This window comes from Aeromonas sp. s10 (genome assembly GCF_040907975.1).
GTDB lineage: Bacteria > Pseudomonadota > Gammaproteobacteria > Enterobacterales > Aeromonadaceae > Aeromonas > Aeromonas caviae.
This window is the reverse complement of record NZ_JBFOCV010000040.1, coordinates 154,186-173,563: the sequence shown is the minus strand read 5'-3', so window position 1 is coordinate 173,563 and position 19,378 is coordinate 154,186. Positions and strand designations below refer to the sequence as shown.

Genomic DNA, 19,378 nt, shown 5'->3' with positions numbered 1-19,378 from the left:
TGTAGTGGTCAACTAAATCCGGACACACAGTTAAGCCGATTTTCGGCCTCTGCTGGCGGTATCCCATCATTGTGTTGATGCGGGCGCCGCCAGTTGTAGTAATCCATCAGGTAGTAGCTGATATCCCGCTTGGCTTCCCGCAGGCTCATGTACCCCGTGGTCGGAAGCCATTCCGTCTTGAGGCTCCTGAACAGCCGCTCCATCGGCGCGTTATCCCAGCAGTTGCCACGCCGACTCATGCTCTGGGTCATGCGATAGCGCCACAGCCGTTGCCGAAATACCCGGCTGCCGTATTGGCTGCCCTGGTCGGAGTGAAACAGCACGCCAGACGGGCAGCCCCGTTGCTGATACGCCATGTCGAGCGCTTTCACGGCCAACTCAGCATCAGGCCTGCCGGACATCGCCCAGCCCACGACCCGTCGGGTGTGGAGGTCGAGCACCGCGGCCAGGTAATGCCAGCGGCCACCTGCCCATACGTAAGTGATGTCGCCGCACCACACCTGATTGGGTTGCTGGACATCAAATTCACGCGCCAGAAGATTGGGAATATCCGGTCGTTCAGACCGCGCGACCTGATAACGATGAGCTCCCGGTTGTTTGGAGACCAGCCCGGCCTCCTTCATCAGGCGACGCACCTTGAACCGACCAATCTGATGCCCCAGTGCCCGCATCATTGACATCAAGGCCCGGCTGCCAGCTGAGCCTCTACTCTCTTTGAACAAACACCGTAACTCACTTCTCTGCTGCACCCGTTCACGGTTAATTGTGCGCCTGCGAGCCAGATAGTCGTAAAAACAGGCGGTTGGTATACCGAAAGCGCAACAGACCAGGGTGGTGGGGGCTTGCTCCCTTAATCGGTCTATCAGCGCGTACGTTCGAGTTCGTCCGCCATCAAGAGAGCAGTAGCCTTTTTTAGAATGGCCTTTTCGCGTTCAAGCCGGTTGATGCGGGCTTCCAACTCCTGAATTTTTTGCTGCTCAGGGGTCAGCGCCCGGTTAGCAGGTGTAGCGCCACTTCGTTCTGATTGAAGTTGCTGAACCCATCGACGCAGCACGGTTTCGCCGACATCCAGTGAACGGCTGGCTTCGGGGACTGAATAGCCTTGGTCGAGCACCAGGGATGCGGCTTCCAGCTTGAACTCGGCAGTAAATGAGCGACGTAATCTTGTCATTGAACACCTCAAATAATGGTGGCGACTGTACCACCTAAAACGGTGTCCGGGATGATTAGACCACTACATCCTGTTGCTGCGCCTCGGGTTGGCTGTAGCGTTTGATCCAGACATAAAGACTGTGGCTGGAAATACCAAGTCGTTCAGCGACCTCTGCTACTGGGTAATTGCGCTCAGTCACCTGCTTGACGGCTGCCAGTTTGAATTCTTCCGTGTAACGTTGCTGCTTGCTCATGACACCTCCTGATTGACCTCAGTTTGAGACTCTTGAGGTGTCTAGGAAAGTAGGGGTGATTTACTTGCCTGCCCCAGGTGGGAGAAGCCCTCGACCAGATGATCGATGAGGGCGCGGATGGCAGGCAGCAGACCGCGGCGTGAGGGGAAGACCGCGTGGATCACCTCCTGGCGCGGTGCCCAGTCGGGGAGCAAACGCACCAGCTGGCCATCGGCCAGGGGCTCATTCATCATCATGGTGGGCAGTTGCACGACCCCGAGCCCGTCGATCGCCCCCTGACGCAATGTCTGCATGTCGGTGGTGGCAAAGCGGGGGCTGTGGTGCTGTTTGACTCGGGCCCCATCGGGGCCCAGCAGGGTCCAGTGATGGCCTTCCAGGCTGGCGCCATGACCGAGGCTCGGCCATGACAGCAGATCTGCGGGGGCCCGGGGCATGCCGAGTGACGCGACAAGGGCCGGGCTTGCCACCAGACACTGGGTCGCATAACCCAGCACCCGCATGGCGAGATCGCTGTCCTCCAGGGGCAGTGGTCGCACCCTGAGCGCCATGTCCAACCCCTCCGCGACCAGATCCACCGCCCGGTTGACCCCGACGAGCTGCACCTTGACGCTGGGATGGGCCAGGGCGAAGGAGATCAGCATCCTCCCTACGTGGGCGTGCAGCAGATCGATGGGGCAGGCGATGCGCACCAGACCGCAAGGCTCGCTCTGGGTCGCGGCGATGAGATCCTGCGCCGCATCGGCTTCCACCAGCATGGCCCGGCAACGGGTGTAATAAGCCTGCCCGAGTTCGGTGACGGTGAAGCTGCGGGTGGAACGCTGGATAAGACGCACCCCGAGTCGCTCCTCCAGCATGGCGATGCGGCGGCTGAGCCTGGACTTGGGCATGCCGAGGGCCCTGCCGGCCTGGGCAAAGCCCCCGTGATCCACCACCTGGACATAGAAATAGAGGTCGTTGAGATCCTGTTGCATGGGGTTATCGTTCACAAAATAGGACGCTGATGGCAAATTTTACGTCTACCGGACGCAGCGTTCCAGACTCACAATGCGAGCAACGACACATTCCGTGACGATCACCCAGGAGAGCATCATGAAAAGAGTCATCGGTATTTACAGCGCCCCTCGACAACACTGGGTCGGCGACGGATTCCCGGTTCGCTCGCTGTTCTCGTATCAGACCCATGGCCGCGCCTTGAGCCCCTTCCTGCTGCTGGACAGGGCTGGCCCGGCACATTTCGAGCCCGCCGATCATGCCAGGGGCGTGGGGGAGCACCCGCACCGTGGCTTCGAGACGGTCACCATCGTCTATGAAGGGGAGGTCGCCCATCGAGACTCGACCGGCCAGGGGGGGATCATCGGTCCGGGAGACGTGCAGTGGATGACGGCCGCCGCCGGCATCATGCACGACGAATTCCACTCCCAGGGGTTTACCCGTCGTGGTGGCACCCTCAACATGGTGCAGCTCTGGGTCAACCTGCCCGCCAAACACAAGATGTCGACGCCCGGTTATCAGGGCATCACCAGCGACAGCATCCCGCAACTGAGCCTCAAGGAGGGCGATGTGCGGGTGCGCATCATCGCCGGGAACGATGCCGGGTTGCAACAAGGCGAGGTAGAGGGGCCTGCCCGCACCTTCTCGCCCATGAACATCTGGGATCTGCGGCTCAAGGGCGGGGCCAGCGTGGTGCTGCCGGCGGTAGCGGGATGGAACAGCGCCTTGGTGGTACTCAAGGGCTCTCTCATTATCAACGGTCAGGAGCGCGCGGGCGAAGCACAACTGGTGCTGCTCGATCCCAACGGGGAGGAGTTCATGTTGGAGGCGGAAGGCGAGGCCAGCTTGTTGCTGCTGAGTGGCGAGCCCATCGATGAACCCATCGTGGGTTATGGCCCCTTTGTCATGAACAGCGAGGCAGAGATCCATCAGGCGATAGATGATTTCAACAGCGGCCGGTTCGCCGTCATCGCCCCCTGAGACAATCCTGATAAAAACAAAGCGCCTGATGGCGCTTTGTTTTTTTATGAGCCCTGGTCAACCGAGCCAGCCGAGGGCCAGCGCCAGCCTGCCGCACAAGGCGGCCAGCAGGATGCCAAGCAGGGTGCGCAGCAGCCAGATCACCACCAGCTGTCCCACGCTCACCGGGATCCGGGTGGCCAGGATGCAGGGGATGGAGGCAGAGAAGAAGAGCACCGAGCTGACCGAAACCACGGCCGCGACATAGCGCACCAGCAGGTCGGCATCCTTGAGCAGGATGGCGGGCAGGAACATCTCGGCCAGACCGGCCGAGAGGGCCTTGGCGGTGGCGAGCGGCTCGCCGAGATCCAGCAGCCAGGTCAGTGGCCAGAGCAGCCAGCCCAGCAGATCGAACAGAGGGGTGTGCTTTGCCAGCAGCAGGCCCAGCAGACCGACGGACAGTATGGTGGGCACCACGGCAGCGGCCATGTGAAGACCGTCCCTGAGGTTGTCCTTCAATTGCCGCAGCAGGGGATCTGCCTGGTGGGACTGGGTCAGGCCGCAGGTGAGGGCCGCCTGCCAGCGGCTCATGCCAGCCGGTAGAGGCTCGTCGGTCTCCCCATGGTGAGCCAGGCGACTGATGGGAGGAACACGCGCCAGGATGGCGGTGATGACGAAAGTGATCACCAGGGTGGACCAGAAGTAGAAGTTCCAGTGTCCCATCAGGTTGAGGGTCTTGGCTACGATGATCATGAAGGCGGCCGAGACGGTGGAGAAGCCGGTGGCGATGATGACGGCTTCTCGCACCGTGTACTTGCCCGCGAGGAAGACCCGGTTGGTGATGAGCAGGCCCACCGAGTAGCTGCCGACGAAAGAGGCGACCGCATCGATGGCGGAGTGACCCGGCGTGCGCCACAGGGGGCGCATCACGGGTTGCATCAGCACCCCGATGAATTCCAGCAGGCCGAAACCGAGCAGGAAGGTCAGGGCCATGGCGCCGATAGGCACGATGAGGCCCACAGACATGGCCAGTTTGTCGAACAGGAAGGGGAGGCGGTCCGGGGTCATCAACCAGGCAGGGCCCCAGTCTGTGACATACAAAATGGCCAGGGCCAGTCCGAGCAGCTTGAACAGGCTCAATACCCTGTCGATGGGACGGGCGCGCCAGCGGCCATCCAGCAAGGGGGTGATGGCGCCATAGGCGATGAGCAAGAGAATGAGGATCAGGGCAAGGGGGCGCTGGGCAATCAGAAAGCCGGCCAGGTGATCCACCACTATGGTGCTGCGCCCGCCAAGCTCGAAGGGAACAAAAAAGATGGCGATGCCAAGCAGGCTGGCCAACAGCAGCTTGATGCCGGCCCCTGATCCTGCCGGTGCAGTGAGCGTGTGTTCAGGTTCCATTTTCTCTCCTTGTGATCCGCATGGTTCAATTCCATTGAGGGGATGATTTGTATATACAATATCGTCCGGCGCTCAAAATGGAAACACCAAAGTCACCAAAATGCAACATGTGAATCGGTGTGGATGCAGATGACCCCAATGTTGAAAAGCGTGATCTTGGGGGGAAGAGGGGCCGGGATGGCGAGTGGGTGGTGAGACATCAAGAGGTAAAACAGGGAGGTAAGCGACCAGCGCCAGGAAAAACATGAGCGGCTATTTACCCTTTTTGGCCATATTCATTCATGAGCCTATATTCATGACTATTTATGAATAAATCATAAACCCTTTGTTCATTTGACTACTTTTCGACTATCCCATTGCAGAGTAAGATGCCTCTTCAATAAAAATAAGAATTAGGAGTTCGGGTGTGAAGGCATTAGAGAAAGAAAGGATATCGCCCTATATCAGCCAGTTATACGAGTGCGGTATTAATGATTCTGACATTAAGCTCGTCGTGGACCAATTTCGCGCCGACGTTTCCTGTAGTTCATCCCTGTTTTTATTGCGGGATGATGACAAGAGCGACGGAATAAAGCTTTTTTCCAGCGGTCTGACCGAGGCCCAGCAGCAGTTTTACCTGCAACATCATCGCCAGGATGTGTGGTTCAACCATTACCTGGATAAAGGGTGCAAGGGGATTGTCAGCGCCAACAGCATTTCAAGCTCGGTGGGTCTGCTGGCAAGTTTCGGCGCCCAATTCGCCGTCGGCGGCGTCTGCCAGGTGAAAGGGAGGGGGCTGAGCAGCCTGTGCAGTTACCGTGGTGCAGCGCAAGATGATTTCAGTAGTCGCGACCTCACCTCGCTCTCTGAAATCTATTCCGGACTGGCGGCCTGGAGCCACCATTATTGGAACTTGCTGGCCCTGGAAACCCAGAACTATCAGTTGCAACAGCTGGTGAAAAACCATAATAAGCCCAGCGCCATCATAGACGACAAGGGGCATATTCATTATTCCAATGTGGCCTTCAACCGTATCGCCGATGAAAATGTGGAATTGCGGGCCATCAACGGCATTTTCTCTTTGCAGAATAAGGAGCAGCAACGCCAGCTCAAGGAGATCCTCAATGGCTTTGCCTATTTGCTGCCCGGCGCCAGCGCCTATATGTCCATTCCCCGTCAGCCTAACCTGCGCCCGCTGCTGGTCCAATGCACCCTGATGAGCGGACTCAGCCGCTTTGAACGCTATGTGGAAGTGGTGCTGCGTGACCCCGAGCACGCCTTCAACCCCGACATCGAAGCGCTGGCCAGCCTCTATCCCCTCACCATTGGCGAGAAGGAGCTGCTGGTGCTGATGAGCAAGGGTTACAGCAGCAACGACATCGCGGAGCTGCGCGGTGTCAAGGTGGAAACTGTGCGCTCCACCCTGAAAGGGGTGTTCAAGAAGACCGACTGCCACAGCCAGAACGAGCTCTTGCTCTTGCTGCAATCCATCTCCTGATCCATGCGGACTATGCTTGGAGTGAGCCGGACATAGTGCCCGGCTCTTGCCTCCCCTCGGGAGGCTCGTTGGGGGAAAGCGTCATGGAATCACTCAAAGCAAAGGACTACATGCAGACCAAGCCCATCACCTTCAGCGCAGAGATGATGGTACAGGCGGCGGTGGAAAAATTTCTCAACAGTCATCAGTTGGGCGGCCCCGTAGTGGACAGCCAGGGACATCTGATTGGCTGGGTCTCCGAGCAGGATTGCATCGCCGTCATGTTGAAAGAGGCCTACCACTGTGAACAGGTGGCCCAGGTCAGGGATGTGATGCGCAAGGAGGTGCTGGCAGTCGGCCCCGACACCAGCATCCTGGATCTGGCGGAGATGATGATGGGTCAAAAGCCCAAGATCTATCCTGTGGTGGAGGAGGGGCGCCTGCTAGGGGTCATCAACCGCCACAATGTGATGCAGGCCATCCACGCCCAGCTTGGCACCTGTTTCGTGCATCAGGCCAGAGTCTGAATGGTGTTGTCTGGTTGTTTTCAAAGAGCAGGCTCCGGCCTGCTCTTTTCATCCGTGACGGTCATGACGCCTCCGGCTTGATGTGCTGGCGCGGCGCTTTAAGGCTTGCACCGCCCAGCCTCGCTCTTTAGGATCTCCCCCAGCTATCGATATGGCCCTTGATGGGCACTCTTTTAAGGAATTCGTACCTTGTCTCTCTCTATCGAGGCGCTGCGCCGCCGTCTTACCGCCTGCATGAATCTCGACGCCCGCCGTCTCTCCAGTCGACTGCACGGGGTCAAGAAGCTGCCGGAAGCCAAGCAGGCTGCCGTGCTCGAAACCATCGCCGCTGACCTGGATGTGGCACAGGCGCGCTATCAGTCCCGTCTGGCGGGCGTGCCCAAGGTCACCTATCCGGACAATCTGCCAGTCAGCCAGAAGCAAGGGGAGATCGCCAAAGCCATTGAAGAGCATCAAGTGGTGATCATCGCCGGCGAAACCGGTTCGGGCAAAACCACCCAGATCCCCAAGATCTGTCTGGCGCTCGGGCGTGGGGTCAAGGGCTTCATCGGCCACACCCAGCCGCGCCGTCTGGCGGCCCGTACCGTGGCAGCCCGTATTGCCGAGGAGATGGAGTCCGAGCTTGGCCACTACGTGGGTTACAAGGTGCGCTTTACCGATCAGGTGAGTGAGCAGACCCACATCAAGCTGATGACCGACGGTATCCTGCTGGCCGAGATCCAGAACGACCGGATGCTGACCCAGTACGACACCATCATCATCGATGAGGCCCACGAGCGCAGCCTCAACATCGACTTCATTCTGGGTTATCTCAAACAGCTGCTGCCAAAGCGCCCCGATCTCAAGGTGATCATCACCTCGGCCACCATTGACCCCCAGCGTTTCTCCCGGCATTTCAACAAGGCGCCGGTGATCGAGGTCTCTGGCCGCACCTATCCGGTGGAGGTGCGTTACCGCCCACTGTTTGTTGATAAAAAAAGCAGTGACAAGAGCGAGGGGTTGGAAGAGCGCGACGAGCTGCAGGGGATCTTCGATGCAGTCGAAGAGCTGGCCCGCGAGGGGCTCGGGGACATCCTCATCTTCATGAACGGCGAGCGGGAGATCCGCGATACCGCCGATGCCCTGCGCAAGCTCAACCTGCGCGATACCGAGGTGCTGCCGCTCTACGCCCGCCTCTCCAACGCCGAGCAGAACAAGGTGTTCCAGCAACATGCCGGACGGCGCATCGTGCTCGCCACCAACGTGGCGGAGACCTCGCTGACGGTGCCGGGCATTCGATACGTCATCGATCCGGGCACCGCCCGTATCAGCCGCTACTCCTGGCGTACCAAGGTGCAGCGCCTGCCCATCGAGCCGGTCTCCCAGGCCAGCGCCAACCAGCGTAAAGGGCGTTGCGGCCGGGTGGCGGATGGTATCTGTATCCGCCTCTACTCGGAGGAGGATTTCAATAGCCGTCCGGCCTTCACCGACCCCGAGATCCTGCGCACCAATCTGGCCTCCGTCATCCTGCAGATGCTGGCGCTCGGCCTTGGCAATATGGAGGCGTTCCCCTTCGTCGAGCCGCCGGAGTCGCGCCATATCAAGGACGGTTTGACTCTCTTGAAAGAGCTGGAGGCGGTGAGGGAATTGCCCGCCACCAGCGATCGCGAAGCCAAGCTGCAGCTGACTGAGACCGGTCGCCAGCTCTCGCGTATCCCCCTTGATCCGCGTCTGGCGAAGATGGTGATCAGCGCAGCGCAGACCGGTTGCCTGAGCGAGGTGATGGTGATCACCGCCGCCCTCAGCATTCAGGATCCCCGCGAGCGGCCCATGGAGAAAAAGCAGGCCGCCGACGAGCAGCACAGACGTTTTGAAGACAAGGATTCCGACTTCCTCGCTTTTGTTAACCTCTGGAACTATCTGAAAGAGCAGCAGGATGCCCTTGGCAGCAACCCGTTTCGCCGCATGTGCCAGAAGGAGTTTCTCTCCTATCTGCGGGTGCGCGAATGGCAGGACATTCACTTCCAGCTGCGCCAGACGGTCAAGGAGCTGGGCTTCAAGGCCAACCAGGAACCGGCAGACTTCAAGACGGTGCACTGTGCGCTCTTGACCGGTCTTTTGAGCCACATCGGCAACAAGGATCTGGAGAAGCCTGAATTCCTCGGGGCCCGCAACGGCCGTTTCCACCTGTTCCCGGCCTCCGGTCTGTTCAAGAAGCCCCCCAAGTGGGTGATGGCCGCCGAGCTGGTGGAGACCTCGCGCCTCTATGCCCGCATCAACGCCAAGATTGAACCCGAGTGGGTGGAGCCGCTGGCGGGGCACCTCATCAAGCTGCACCACAGCGACCCCCACTGGTCGAAGAAAAATGGCGCCGTGATGGCCAAGGAGAAGGTGACGCTTTATGGCCTGACCCTGGTCAACGAGCGCATCATCAACTTCAGCCGCATCGATCCGGCGCTGTGCCGCGAGCTGTTTATCCGCCGCGCCCTAGTGGAGGGGGATTTCGAGACCCGCCACCGTTTCTTCAGCGATAACCGCAAGCTCCTGGCCGAGGTAGAGGCGCTGGAGCACAAGTCCCGCCGGCGCGACATCCTGGTGGATGATGAGGACTTGTTCCGCTTCTACGATGCCCGTCTGCCGGAGGAGGTGATATCAAGCCGCCACTTTGACAAGTGGTGGAAAGAGGCGCAAAAGCAGGACGCCGAGCTGCTCAACTTCGAAAAAGAGATGTTGATGAAGGGGGATGCGGCCCACATCAGCGATCTCGACTACCCCAACTTCTGGCAGCAGGGGCGCCTCAAGCTCAAGTTGACCTATCAGTTCGAGCCGGGGGAGGCGGCGGACGGTGTGACCCTGCATATTCCGCTGCCGCTGCTCAACCAAGTGGAGGTGAAGGGGTTCGAGTGGTTGATCCCGGGGCTGCGTCATGAGCTGCTCGTCGCTCTTATCAAGTCGATGCCAAAGCCGATGCGCAAGAACTTCGTGCCGGCGCCCAACTACGCCGACGCGTTGCTCGCCAGTATCAACCCCGAGCAGGGGCCGCTCTTGGACGAGATGGAGCGTCAGCTGCGCCGCATGACCGGCGTGACCGTGCCCCGTGAATCCTGGGATTGGGCTGCGGTGCCCGATCACCTGAAACTCACCTTCCGTGTGGTGGACGACAAGCACAAGAAGGTGGCGGAAGGCAAGGATCTGGAGGCATTGAAAGAGTCCCTGCGCGGCAAGGTGCAGGAGACCCTGTCGCAAGTGGCGGACGATGACATCGAGCAGTCTGGCCTCACCCTGTGGAGCTTTGGCGAGCTGCCGCAAGAGTACAGCCAGAAGCGGGGCGGGTTCGAGGTGAAAGCCTATCCGGCCCTGGTGGATCAGAAGGATTCGGTCGCCATCCAGCTGGTGGAGAGTCCAGTGGTGCAGCAGCAGCTGATGTGGGCAGGCCAACGCAGGCTGGTGCTGCTCAACGTGCCATCTCCCATCAAGTATCTGCAGGAGAAGTTGCCCAACAAGGCCAAGCTGGGACTTTATTTCAACCCCTTTGGCAAGGTGGCCGAGCTGATTGACGACTGCATCGCCTGCGGCTGCGACAAGCTGATTGAGCAGCACGGCGGGCTGGCTTGGGACGAGGCGGGTTTCGAGGCGCTCAAGGAGTATGTCCGCGCCGAGCTCAACGATGCGGTGGTGGAGGTGGCCAAACAGGTGGAAGCCGTGCTGACCCTCTCCCATGAGATCAAGAAACGGCTCAAGGGCAAGATGCAGCTCGACACCGCCTTTGCCATGTCGGACATCCAGCAGCAGTTGGGTAACCTCATTCACAAGGGCTTTGTCACCGAGACCGGCTGGCAGCGGCTGCCTGACTTGCTGCGCTACCTGCGGGCCATCGAGCGACGCCTCGAGAAGCTCGCCATCGATCCCAACCGGGATCGGGTCTACATGCTCAAGGTGCACAGCGTGGAGTCGGAGTACAAGGCACTGCTCGCCAAGATCCCCAAATCCCAGCTGATCCCGGCCGAGGTGGCCAATATCCGCTGGATGATCGAGGAGCTGCGAGTTTCCTTCTTCGCCCAGCAACTGGGGACGCCATACCCTATCTCGGATAAACGGGTGCAGAGCGCCATTGCCCAGTGCTAAGCTGCTATCTATCTGTTTTCTGAGCCATAGTGTGAAAGCAACGAGACGCCAAAGGGAAGGGAGGCCGTCATATGCTGGGGATCTGGTTGGGGGTGGCACTGGTCAACATCAGCGGGTATCAACCCATTGCGGAACAAACCTGGGTGCAGCTCAACCCGGAGTTCTATCCGGTGCTGCGCCCCGTGCCGCCCATTTTTGCGGCCTGGCGGGGCAATCAGTTTCCCCCACTTGAACAGAGAAAGAAGAATGGCCGCTGGCAGATCCTCTTTCCTGCCCGGCTGGTGCCCCCCTTCGATCTGTTCGAAGGGGAGGCCCAGCTCTCCAAGGCTTACCTGGCCAGGCTAAAGCGCATCGATGAGATGGCCTATGGCATGGCGCCCCACCAATCAGTACAGCAAGCCGCCTCCTCGGCCCCCTCGTTCGAAGTCCAGGGCGCTGTCGCCTTTGTCGCCGAGTTCTCCCTGCCTCGGGAGAAGAAGGCGCGGATGCCTCTGGGGGAGCCCTTGCTCGCACGGCTTGGGGGGCTGGTCCCTACACAGGCCTTGGCAAGGCAGGGAGATGCACAGCCCATGGCCACCGCAGATTCTGCCCCTGAGCAGGCGACCCTGACTCTTTCCGCCACGGCGGCAGGGGAGGCATCGCGGGTTTGTCATCAGGTGGCGGCGGGAGAAACCCTGTGGCGCATTGCAAGCCAGCTTCAGTCAAAGGAGGCCGGCGGCTCGGATACTTACAGTTATCTGCTGGCGCTGGTGCAGGAAAATCGTGACAGGATGGCCAAAGGGATCCAGGTACAGGCCGGGCAGCGCCTCTATTGCCCGAAAGCGCAGACTCTGGCGCAATTCGATGCCCTGAGCCCGGCCCAGCGACAGCAGCAGTTTGCCCGTCTGGAGCAGGGGCGTTAGGGGATGGCGAGAGGCGTGGTGGAGTGCCTTTTTGCCTAGAGAGGAGTGCCGCGGGTTCTTTCCTTGTATCCCCTCCGGGCCCGTGCTAGTATTCGCGCTCGTTTTGCGAGGTGCTGACCGGTCGCAGTCAACACCATACATTCATCTTAAAAGAGATAATCACTATGTCTTTCGTATTCCAAGCTGAAGTCCGTTCTGACCTGGGGAAAGGTGCGAGCCGCCGCCTGCGTCATGCTGACCTGGTTCCTGCCATCGTTTACGGTGCAGGCAAAGAAGCCGTGTCCGTTACCCTGGACCACAAGAAGCTGATCCTGGCCCAAGAGAAGCCGGAGTTCTACTCCTCCGAGCTGACCCTGGTCATCAACGGTGAAGAAGTCAAAGTGAACGTGAAGGCTATCCAGCGTCACCCGGTTCGCTACAAGCTGGTTCACCTGGATTTCGTTCGCGTCTAATCGACAACGAACTTTCCTGTGAAGAGGCCACCCAATCGGGTGGCCTCTTTGTTTTTACAGCATTTTTTCCGGGAAAATAAAATACTCAAACAGCACTATTGGTCTTTACTTGAAGGCATGATTGACAGCAGGACACGTGTTGTGGTGCTCTGATGTTCAAAAAGTACTCGGGCAAGTCCATTTTTCGGGGCGATGTTGACCGTTATGAAAGGAATCGTACGGACATATATCCTGCTGTTTTCACCTATTCTGCTGTTGGTCCTGGCAGGTGGCTATCTGCTGGGCAATGCACTGATCGAGCGCGAGCTCTATCGCGTTCGCAGCGATGAGAGCACCTTCCTGGCGCTTGCCAGCGGCCGCCTTGACGGCGAGCTGGCGGTGCCGCTGCGCCATGTGCGCAGCATGTCGGAAGAACCCATCCTGCTCGAAGCGGCGGCTCGCAATGACCGTGACACCCTGGCCGTCCAGTTCACCATCCTGCTGAACCGCAATCCCGACTATGCCCAGGTGCGTTGGCTTGCCCCGGATGGCATGGAGCGGGTGCGCATCGATCGCCAGGGCCAGCGTCTGTGGCGTGTGACGGACGACCAGTTGCAGAACAAGGGGGAGCGTTACTACTTTCGCGATGCTATGGCGCTGCCCTGGGAGCGGGTCTACGTCTCGCCGCTCGATCTCAACGTTGAACACGGGGTGATCGATCGCCCCTTCAACCCCATGATCCGCATTGCCAAGCGTCTGCGCCTTGGGGGACGTGATCTTGGTCTGCTGCTAATCAACGTTCAGGCTGCCCGTATGCTCAAGGAGTTTGCCGACAACCGCGGCAAGGCAGCCGATCACATTATGTTGTTCAACCAGGACGGATACTGGCTGCGCAGCCCGGACCCATCCCGGGAGTGGGGCTTCATGCTCGAGCGCCCGGATCTGACTCTGAAGCAGACTTCTCCCCAGGCCTGGCAGGCGTTCTGGGACGCATCAAACGGCCAGATGGAGTCTGCCGACGGACTCTGGAGCTGGACCACCCTGTACCCGGCACAGAATCATGATCAGCTGATCTGGAAAGCCGCGTCCCTGGTGCCGCACAGCGAGCTGCAGGCCATTCGCACTCATATCTGGGGGATCATCTTGGCCGCCAGCGCCGTGCTGCTGCTGTTGTTTGGTGCCGGTGTGGCTGCACTGGTGCGCAGCAGGCACAAGGAGCAACTGGCCCAGCAGGAAGCGGCCAGGTTGGCACAGGTCAAAGGTGATTTCATCGCCAACATGAGCCACGAGATCCGCACCCCCATGAACGCCATCATGGGGCTGACCTACCTGCTCGAACAGGGAGGGCTCGACGATGGTCAGCATGCCCTGGTGCGCAAAATCCACCAGGCCGGGCAGGCGCTGCTCGGGATCATCAACGACATCCTTGATTTCTCCAAGATTGAGTCGGGTCGGCTCGAGCTTGAGCGGGTGCCATTCAGTCTCGAAGAGGTGCTCGATCACGTGGCGGCCATCATGTCCACCTGCGTTGGCCAGAAGCACCTCGAACTGGTGGTGAGCAGTGCCCCCGAGCCGGTTTCCCATCTGATTGGGGACGCCCTGCGCCTCGAGCAGGTGCTGCTCAACCTGACCGGCAATGCCATCAAGTTTACCGAACGCGGCGAGGTGGAGGTCAAGGTTGTGCTGGAATCAGAGCAAGACGGCATGGCCACCTTGCTGTTTCGGGTGCGCGACACCGGGATCGGCATTCCCCCCGAGCAGCAGGCCAACATTTTCAATGCATTCTCCCAGGCAGACTCCTCCACCAGTCGCCGCTTCGGGGGCACCGGGCTTGGTCTGACCATCAGTCGCCGCCTGGTGAACCTGATGGGGGGGGATATCGGCGTCACCAGCGAGCTTGGCAAGGGGAGCGAATTCTGGTTCCGCGTCCGGCTGGAGCAGGTGGAGCGGCCCGAGGCCTTGAACGAGCGCCTGCAGCACATCTCGCTGCTCATCGCCGACGACAATCAGGTGACCCGCGACGCCCTGTCGATGACGGTGGGTTCCCTCGGATGGCAGTCGCGGGTGGTGGAGTCCGGTGAGCAGGCGCTGCACCATCTGCTGCGCCAGGGGGAGCGTTTCGACGTGATCCTGCTCGACTGGATCATGCCGGGCATGGACGGGCTCGAGACCTGCCTGGCCATTCGCCGCGCCTTCGAGCAGCAGGAGCGTTCACCCATCATCATCATGGCGACCGCCTATTCCCAGGATGAACTGATGCACCGCCCCGGCTCGGATCAGGTGGATCTGGTGCTGCACAAACCGGTCACCGGCTCCAGTCTCTACAACGCGGTGGCGCGTCTCATCCACGAGAAGCGCGAGCATGTGGAGCCCCTTGAGAGTGGCCAGCGCCGTCTGCGCCTGCCGGGCGTGCACATACTGCTGGTGGATGACAGCGACATCAACCTGGAGGTGGCGACCCGCTTGTTGCAACGGGAGGGGGCCGAGGTGATGACCGCCATCGATGGGGAGCGAGCCCTGGCCTGCCTGGCAGATCCGGCACGGCGCATTGATCTGGTGCTCATGGATGTGCAGATGCCGGTGATGGATGGCTACGAGGCGACCCGTCGCCTGCGCCTGCTGCCGGGGCGGGAGGAGACTCCCGTGCTGGCACTCACCGCAGGGGTATTCAAGGATCAGCGGGAGGCGGCGCTGGCCTCTGGCATGAACGACTTCATAGCCAAGCCGCTCGATGTGGAGCAGCTCATCGCGACCTTGCTGCGTTATCTGCCGGACGTAGTCCTGCCGCTCACCGTGAACGACGAGCGACTCCCCCACGAGCCGGTGGCCGGCATCGATATCGATACCGGACTGCGCAACTGGGGTGAAGCCTCGGTCTATCTTAAATACCTGCGGCGTTTTCGCGATGACTACATGACGGTCGGTACCGTGTTGCCGGGTTACATCGCCCAGCACGAGACCGATGCGGCCGCGAGCCTGACCCACAAGCTCAAGGGGGTGGCGGGCAGCCTGTCGCTCACCGATGTGGCGCGTATCAGTGCCGAGTTGAACGAGGCCATCGAGCAGGGGAGCGATACCAGCCAGCTTATCGCACCCTTCCTCGAGGCCCTGGAGCGGGCACAACACTCCATCGATACCTATGCCGGGCGCGAGCCGGGCGCGGTCAGTTCCCCGCTGGCCCAGGGGGAAGCGCGGGAGGTCTGCCTGCACGCCCTGCATCAGGCCCTGGTGAGCGAGGATCTGGATCTGATTGAGCCGGCGCTGAGCCAGGCAAGGAGTCACTTGCCTTGCGAGCTGGTGAGCGAAATAAGTGCAGCCCTGGAGCTGTTCGATATCCCGTTCGCCACCCGCAAGCTGGAGGATTATCTGGAGGATCGGGAGGAACCTGCGCCATGAGTCGACCGCGCGTGCTGATCATCGACGACGAGCCGAGCAACCTCGGGTTGCTGCGGCAAATCCTCAAAGAGGAGTACAACCTCTTCTTTGCCAAAGGGGGAGAGGAGGGGTTGGCCGCCGTGGGGCGTCACGAGCCTGCACTTATCCTGCTGGACGTGCGCATGCCCGACATGGATGGTTACGAAGTGTGCCGCCGGCTCAAGGCCGATCCGGCTCACGCCGGGATCCCGGTGCTCTTTATCACCGCGAGCGACAACGCAGACAGCGAGAGCCAGGGGTTCGAGGCGGGCGGAGTGGATTATATCTACAAGCCGGTCTGTCCGAGCACGGTGCGTGCCCGGGTGCGCAATCATCTCTCCCTGGTGCGCCTCGATCAGCTCGAGTGCAGCTATCGCACCGCCATCGTCATGCTGAGCGAGGCGGGCCACTACAACGACACCGACACGGGGGTGCATATCTGGCGCATGGCCGCATACGCCCGGGCCCTGGCTGATGCGGCGGGCTGGAGCCCGGAGCAGTCGGATCTGCTGGAGCTTGCGGCCCCCATGCACGACATGGGCAAGATTGGTATCCCCGATCACATCCTCAAGAAGCCCGGCCCCCTCACCGAGGAGGAGTGGGTCATCATGCGAAGTCATCCACGCATCGGTTACGAGATCTTGAGGCGATCCGATGCCCCCATTTTTCGCATGGCGGCGGAGATTGCCCTGCACCACCACGAGAAATGGGACGGCTCGGGCTACCCCGCTGGCGAGACCGGTGAGGGGATCCCCGAGGCGTCGCGGATAGTGGCCATCGCTGACGTCTTTGACGCCCTGAGCGTGCGTCGTCCCTACAAGGAGCCCTGGCCCCTGGACCGGGTGCTGGCTACCATGCGCGATGGTGCAGGCCAGCACTTCGATCCCCGGCTGCTCTCCCGTTTTCTCGAGATCATGCCGGAGATCTTGCGCCTCAAGGCTCAATGGGATGCCCGCGAGGAGCGGGGGGATTACCAGATGGGCTGTGTCAGATAGGGATTGCTGGCCCGTTCGTGACCAAAGGTGGAGCTCGGGCCATGGCCCGGAATAAAGACGATCTCATCCCCGAGCGGCAGCAGGGTCTCGGTGATCGACTTGATCAGCGTCCCGTGATCCCCGCGCGGGAAATCGGTGCGGCCTATGCTGCCGGCAAAGAGCACATCCCCCACCCATGCGAGGCGTTCTGCCTGGCAGAGCAGCACGATGTGGCCCGGAGTGTGGCCCGGGCAGAAATAGACCTCCAGCTCGCATTTGCCAACCTGTACCTTGTCACCCTGTTCGAGCCAGCTATCCGGTGTAAAGGCCGGAGTATGGGCAAAGCCGAACATCTGGCTCTGCTGGGGCAGGATATCGAGCCAGAAGGCATCCTCCTTGTGGGGGCCGGTAATGGCGACACCGGTTCTCTCGCGCAGATCGGCGGCGGCGCCCACGTGATCCAGATGGCCGTGAGTCAGCAGGATATGGGTGAGGGTCAGCCCCCGTTTGGCAATGGCGGCCAGCAGCTTGTCCGCCTCGCCGCCGGGATCGACGAGGGCAGCCTGGCGGGTCTCGTCACACCAGATAAGAGAACAATTCTGGGCGAACTGGGTGACCGGGATCACCTCGAACTTCAACATGTGGGACTCTCCTGAGGGGTCTGAAGGGGGGAGCGTTTGGCGAAGAAGGCGAGGCAGGCCTCCTTGTCACCACGAAACAGGATCCGCTCGCGCTTGTTGTCCAGCTGATAGCGGTACATGGGGTCATAGTAGCGAGTCAGCAGCAGCCTGATCCAGACCAGATGGGCGCGGGTGTCCCCGCTCTGGGCCTGTTCCCTGAGGGCGGCCTGCAACAGCCCATCGAGTTCGCGATAATCCTTGTCACCGAGTCGGCGCTTGAGCCTGGCCATGGCGTCGGTGAGGTAGCCGGCAAAGAGGGGCCAGCCTGCATCTGGCCCATGGAACTCCAGATAGCGCAGCCAGAGATCCTGCACGTAATCGGTGCGGATCTGCTCGGCCCGTGCCTCCTGCGGCACCTCCACCACCACCAGAGGAGCCCGGCACATGGCCTCATAGAGGTTGAGTGGCAGGGCGCAGCGACCGATGAGACGGCTCTCGTCTTCCAGGACAAACTGTGACTCTCCCCGGTTGCGACGCTGAAGCAGCTCGATGGCAAGCCGATTTTCGAAGTCGATGTTGCCGGGTTGCCCACCCGGCAGTTGGCCAAACGACGACCCCCTGTGACGGGCGTGCCCTTCCAGATCCACCGCCTGGGTGATGTGCGCCAGCATGTGGGTCTTGCCGGAGCCGGTCATGCCGGTCAGCACGGTCCAGCCGCACTCTGCACTGGCCTTCGCCTGGGTGTCGATGAGAAAGTGGCGCAGCGCCTTGTAGCCACCCGCGATCCGGGGGCGGGTGATGCCGGCCTCGGCCAGCCACTGCTGCACTGTCTGGGAGCGCAGGCCGCCGCGAAAACAGTAGAGCAGGGCGTCGGGTTGCTGGCGCAACCTGGCCAGCCAGCCTTCCATGCGCGCGGCGCGCACCGCGCCTCCCACCAGTTGATGGCCCAGGGCGATGGCTGCGGCCTGTCCCTCCTGCTTGTAACAGGTACCGACCCGGGCGCGCTCCTCGTCCGTCATCAGCGGCAGGCTGACGGCGGTGGGAAAGGCCCCTTCCTTGAACTCGACGGGGGCGCGCAGATCGATGAGTGGAACCTCATCCAGAAAGATCCGGGCGTAATCCGTGGCCAGTGACAGGGCACTCATTGGACAACCTCGATGAACTGGTTGGCGGTGCGGGCCTGCAACTGGCCGATGGGAGAGAGGGTCAGCCCTGCCTGTGCGGCAATGGCAAGGAGCTCGGCTTCACTTTCTTTACCGACGGCTACCAGCAGGCCGCCGCTGGTCTGCGGGTCGCACAGGATGTTGCGGGTGCGATCATCCATGGCGCCCAGCTTGTCACCATAGGAGTCGAAGTTGCGCAGGGTACCGCCCGGTACGCAGCCCTCACTCAGGTAGTAATCCACCTCGTCCAGCAGCGGCAGCGCCTTGAAGTCCAGACGGGCACTGACGCCGGAACCTTCGCACATCTCCAGCAGGTGGCCTGCCAGCCCAAAACCGGTCACGTCGGTCATGGCGTGCACGCCGGGTAAGGCGGCGAAGCGCTGGCCAATCTTGTTGAGGGTGCACATGGCATCCGGGGCCAGTTGCTCATGCTCGGGCTTGAGCTTGCCCTTCTTCTGGGCTGTGGTGAGGATACCGATGCCAAGGGGCTTGGTCAGATAGAGGGTGTCGCCCACCTGGGCGGTGTCATTCTGCTTGATGGCGTCGAGAGGCACGATACCGGTCACCGCCAGGCCGAAGATGGGCTCTGGGGCGTCGATGCTGTGACCGCCTGCCAGAGAAATGCCCGCCTCGTGACACACCTGGCGGCCGCCGTCGATCACCTGCTGGGCCACTTCCGGCGCCAGCGTGTTGATGGGCCAGCCGAGGATGGCGATGGCGACGATGGGCTTGCCGCCCATGGCATAGATGTCGCTGATGGCATTGGTGGCGGCGATGCGACCGAAGGTGAAGGGATCGTCGACGATGGGCATGAAGAAGTCGGTGGTGGAGACGATGCCCTGGCCGTTGCCGATGTCCACCACGGCGGCGTCATCTTTGCTGCTGTTGCCGACCACCAGGGTGGGGTCGTCAAAGCCCGGGATCTGGCTCTTCAAGATGGTGTCGAGCACCTTGGGGGAGATTTTGCAGCCACAGCCAGCGCCGTGGCTGTATTGGGTCAGACGAATGGAAGACATGCTTTCCCCTTGTG

At 60.9% G+C, this 19,378-nt stretch carries 14 protein-coding genes and 1 pseudogene; 8 read left to right on the top strand and 7 right to left on the bottom strand.

Translation table 11 applies throughout. From position 1 onward, the window contains the following. Nucleotides 1–8 precede the first annotated feature (8 nt). The 3 genes and pseudogenes from AB5Y59_RS14590 to AB5Y59_RS14580 form a co-directional block, all read right to left on the bottom strand. A protein-coding gene (locus tag AB5Y59_RS14590) for an IS3 family transposase (RefSeq protein ID WP_103243192.1) occupies nt 9–1,171 on the bottom strand; the annotation gives its coding sequence in 2 pieces (ribosomal slippage) (nt 9–916 and nt 916–1,171; 1,164 coding nt in all). A 67-nt stretch (nt 1,172–1,238) separates the two neighbouring features. Continuing rightward, a pseudogene (locus tag AB5Y59_RS14585) lies at nt 1,239–1,406 on the bottom strand (transposase); the annotation flags it as partial. A gap of 41 nt (nt 1,407–1,447) precedes the next feature. Then, a complete protein-coding gene (locus tag AB5Y59_RS14580; protein ID WP_319859644.1) occupies nt 1,448–2,377 on the bottom strand; it encodes a LysR family transcriptional regulator in 930 nt (309 codons plus the stop codon). 118 nt (nt 2,378–2,495) lie between these two features. On the opposite strand from AB5Y59_RS14580, the gene AB5Y59_RS14575 reads away from it, so the two are divergent. Then, the gene (locus AB5Y59_RS14575) at nt 2,496–3,377 is read left to right on the top strand and encodes a pirin family protein (RefSeq protein WP_319859643.1); all 882 of its coding nucleotides are present in this window, start codon (nt 2,496–2,498) and stop codon (nt 3,375–3,377) included. 57 nt (nt 3,378–3,434) lie between these two features. Here AB5Y59_RS14575 and AB5Y59_RS14570 read toward each other — a convergent pair whose 3' ends face one another. Then, the gene (locus AB5Y59_RS14570; RefSeq protein ID WP_124243834.1) at nt 3,435–4,757 is read right to left on the bottom strand and encodes a YjiH family protein; all 1,323 of its coding nucleotides are present in this window, start codon (nt 4,755–4,757) and stop codon (nt 3,435–3,437) included. A gap of 406 nt (nt 4,758–5,163) precedes the next feature. On the opposite strand from AB5Y59_RS14570, the gene AB5Y59_RS14565 reads away from it, so the two are divergent. From AB5Y59_RS14565 to AB5Y59_RS14535, 7 genes are all read left to right on the top strand, one after another. Then, nucleotides 5,164–6,234: a helix-turn-helix transcriptional regulator gene (locus AB5Y59_RS14565; protein WP_368212216.1), complete on the top strand. Its 1,071-nt coding sequence runs from the start codon at nt 5,164–5,166 to the stop codon at nt 6,232–6,234. An 83-nt stretch (nt 6,235–6,317) separates the two neighbouring features. Then, nucleotides 6,318–6,740: a CBS domain-containing protein gene (locus AB5Y59_RS14560; RefSeq protein ID WP_010674714.1), complete on the top strand. Its 423-nt coding sequence runs from the start codon at nt 6,318–6,320 to the stop codon at nt 6,738–6,740. A gap of 189 nt (nt 6,741–6,929) precedes the next feature. Next, nucleotides 6,930–10,844 (top strand): ATP-dependent RNA helicase HrpA, encoded by a 3,915-nt coding sequence (gene hrpA, locus AB5Y59_RS14555; protein WP_319859642.1) that lies wholly within the window; start codon nt 6,930–6,932, stop codon nt 10,842–10,844. Nucleotides 10,845–10,915: 71 nt separating this feature from the next. After that, a complete protein-coding gene (locus AB5Y59_RS14550) occupies nt 10,916–11,746 on the top strand; it encodes a hypothetical protein (protein ID WP_319859641.1) in 831 nt (276 codons plus the stop codon). A 164-nt stretch (nt 11,747–11,910) separates the two neighbouring features. Continuing rightward, on the top strand, nt 11,911–12,198 hold the full coding sequence (gene rplY, locus AB5Y59_RS14545; protein ID WP_010674717.1) for a 50S ribosomal protein L25: 288 nt from the start codon (nt 11,911–11,913) through the stop codon (nt 12,196–12,198). A gap of 204 nt (nt 12,199–12,402) precedes the next feature. After that, nucleotides 12,403–15,573, top strand: a complete 3,171-nt coding sequence (locus AB5Y59_RS14540; protein WP_045524849.1) for a response regulator — start codon at nt 12,403–12,405, stop codon at nt 15,571–15,573. Then, nucleotides 15,570–16,586, top strand: coding sequence for an HD domain-containing phosphohydrolase (locus AB5Y59_RS14535; protein WP_039039149.1), 1,017 nt, complete (start codon nt 15,570–15,572; stop codon nt 16,584–16,586). Before AB5Y59_RS14540 ends, AB5Y59_RS14535 begins: the two co-directional genes overlap by 4 nt. Here the strand turns inward: AB5Y59_RS14535 and AB5Y59_RS14530 are convergent. Genes AB5Y59_RS14530 through selD form a run of 3 tightly spaced genes read right to left on the bottom strand, consistent with a single transcriptional unit; the run spans nt 16,562 to nt 19,364 of the window. Next, entirely contained in the window at nt 16,562–17,206 is a 645-nt protein-coding gene (locus AB5Y59_RS14530) for an MBL fold metallo-hydrolase (RefSeq protein ID WP_268453534.1), read from the bottom strand. The two genes, AB5Y59_RS14535 and AB5Y59_RS14530, sit on opposite strands and share 25 nt — an antisense overlap. Beyond that, nucleotides 17,200–18,330, bottom strand: coding sequence for a tRNA 2-selenouridine(34) synthase MnmH (gene mnmH, locus AB5Y59_RS14525; RefSeq protein ID WP_268453537.1), 1,131 nt, complete (start codon nt 18,328–18,330; stop codon nt 17,200–17,202). Before mnmH ends, AB5Y59_RS14530 begins: the two co-directional genes overlap by 7 nt. Next, a complete protein-coding gene (gene selD / locus AB5Y59_RS14520; protein WP_268453539.1) occupies nt 18,327–19,364 on the bottom strand; it encodes a selenide, water dikinase SelD in 1,038 nt (345 codons plus the stop codon). Before selD ends, mnmH begins: the two co-directional genes overlap by 4 nt. Nucleotides 19,365–19,378 lie beyond the last annotated feature (14 nt).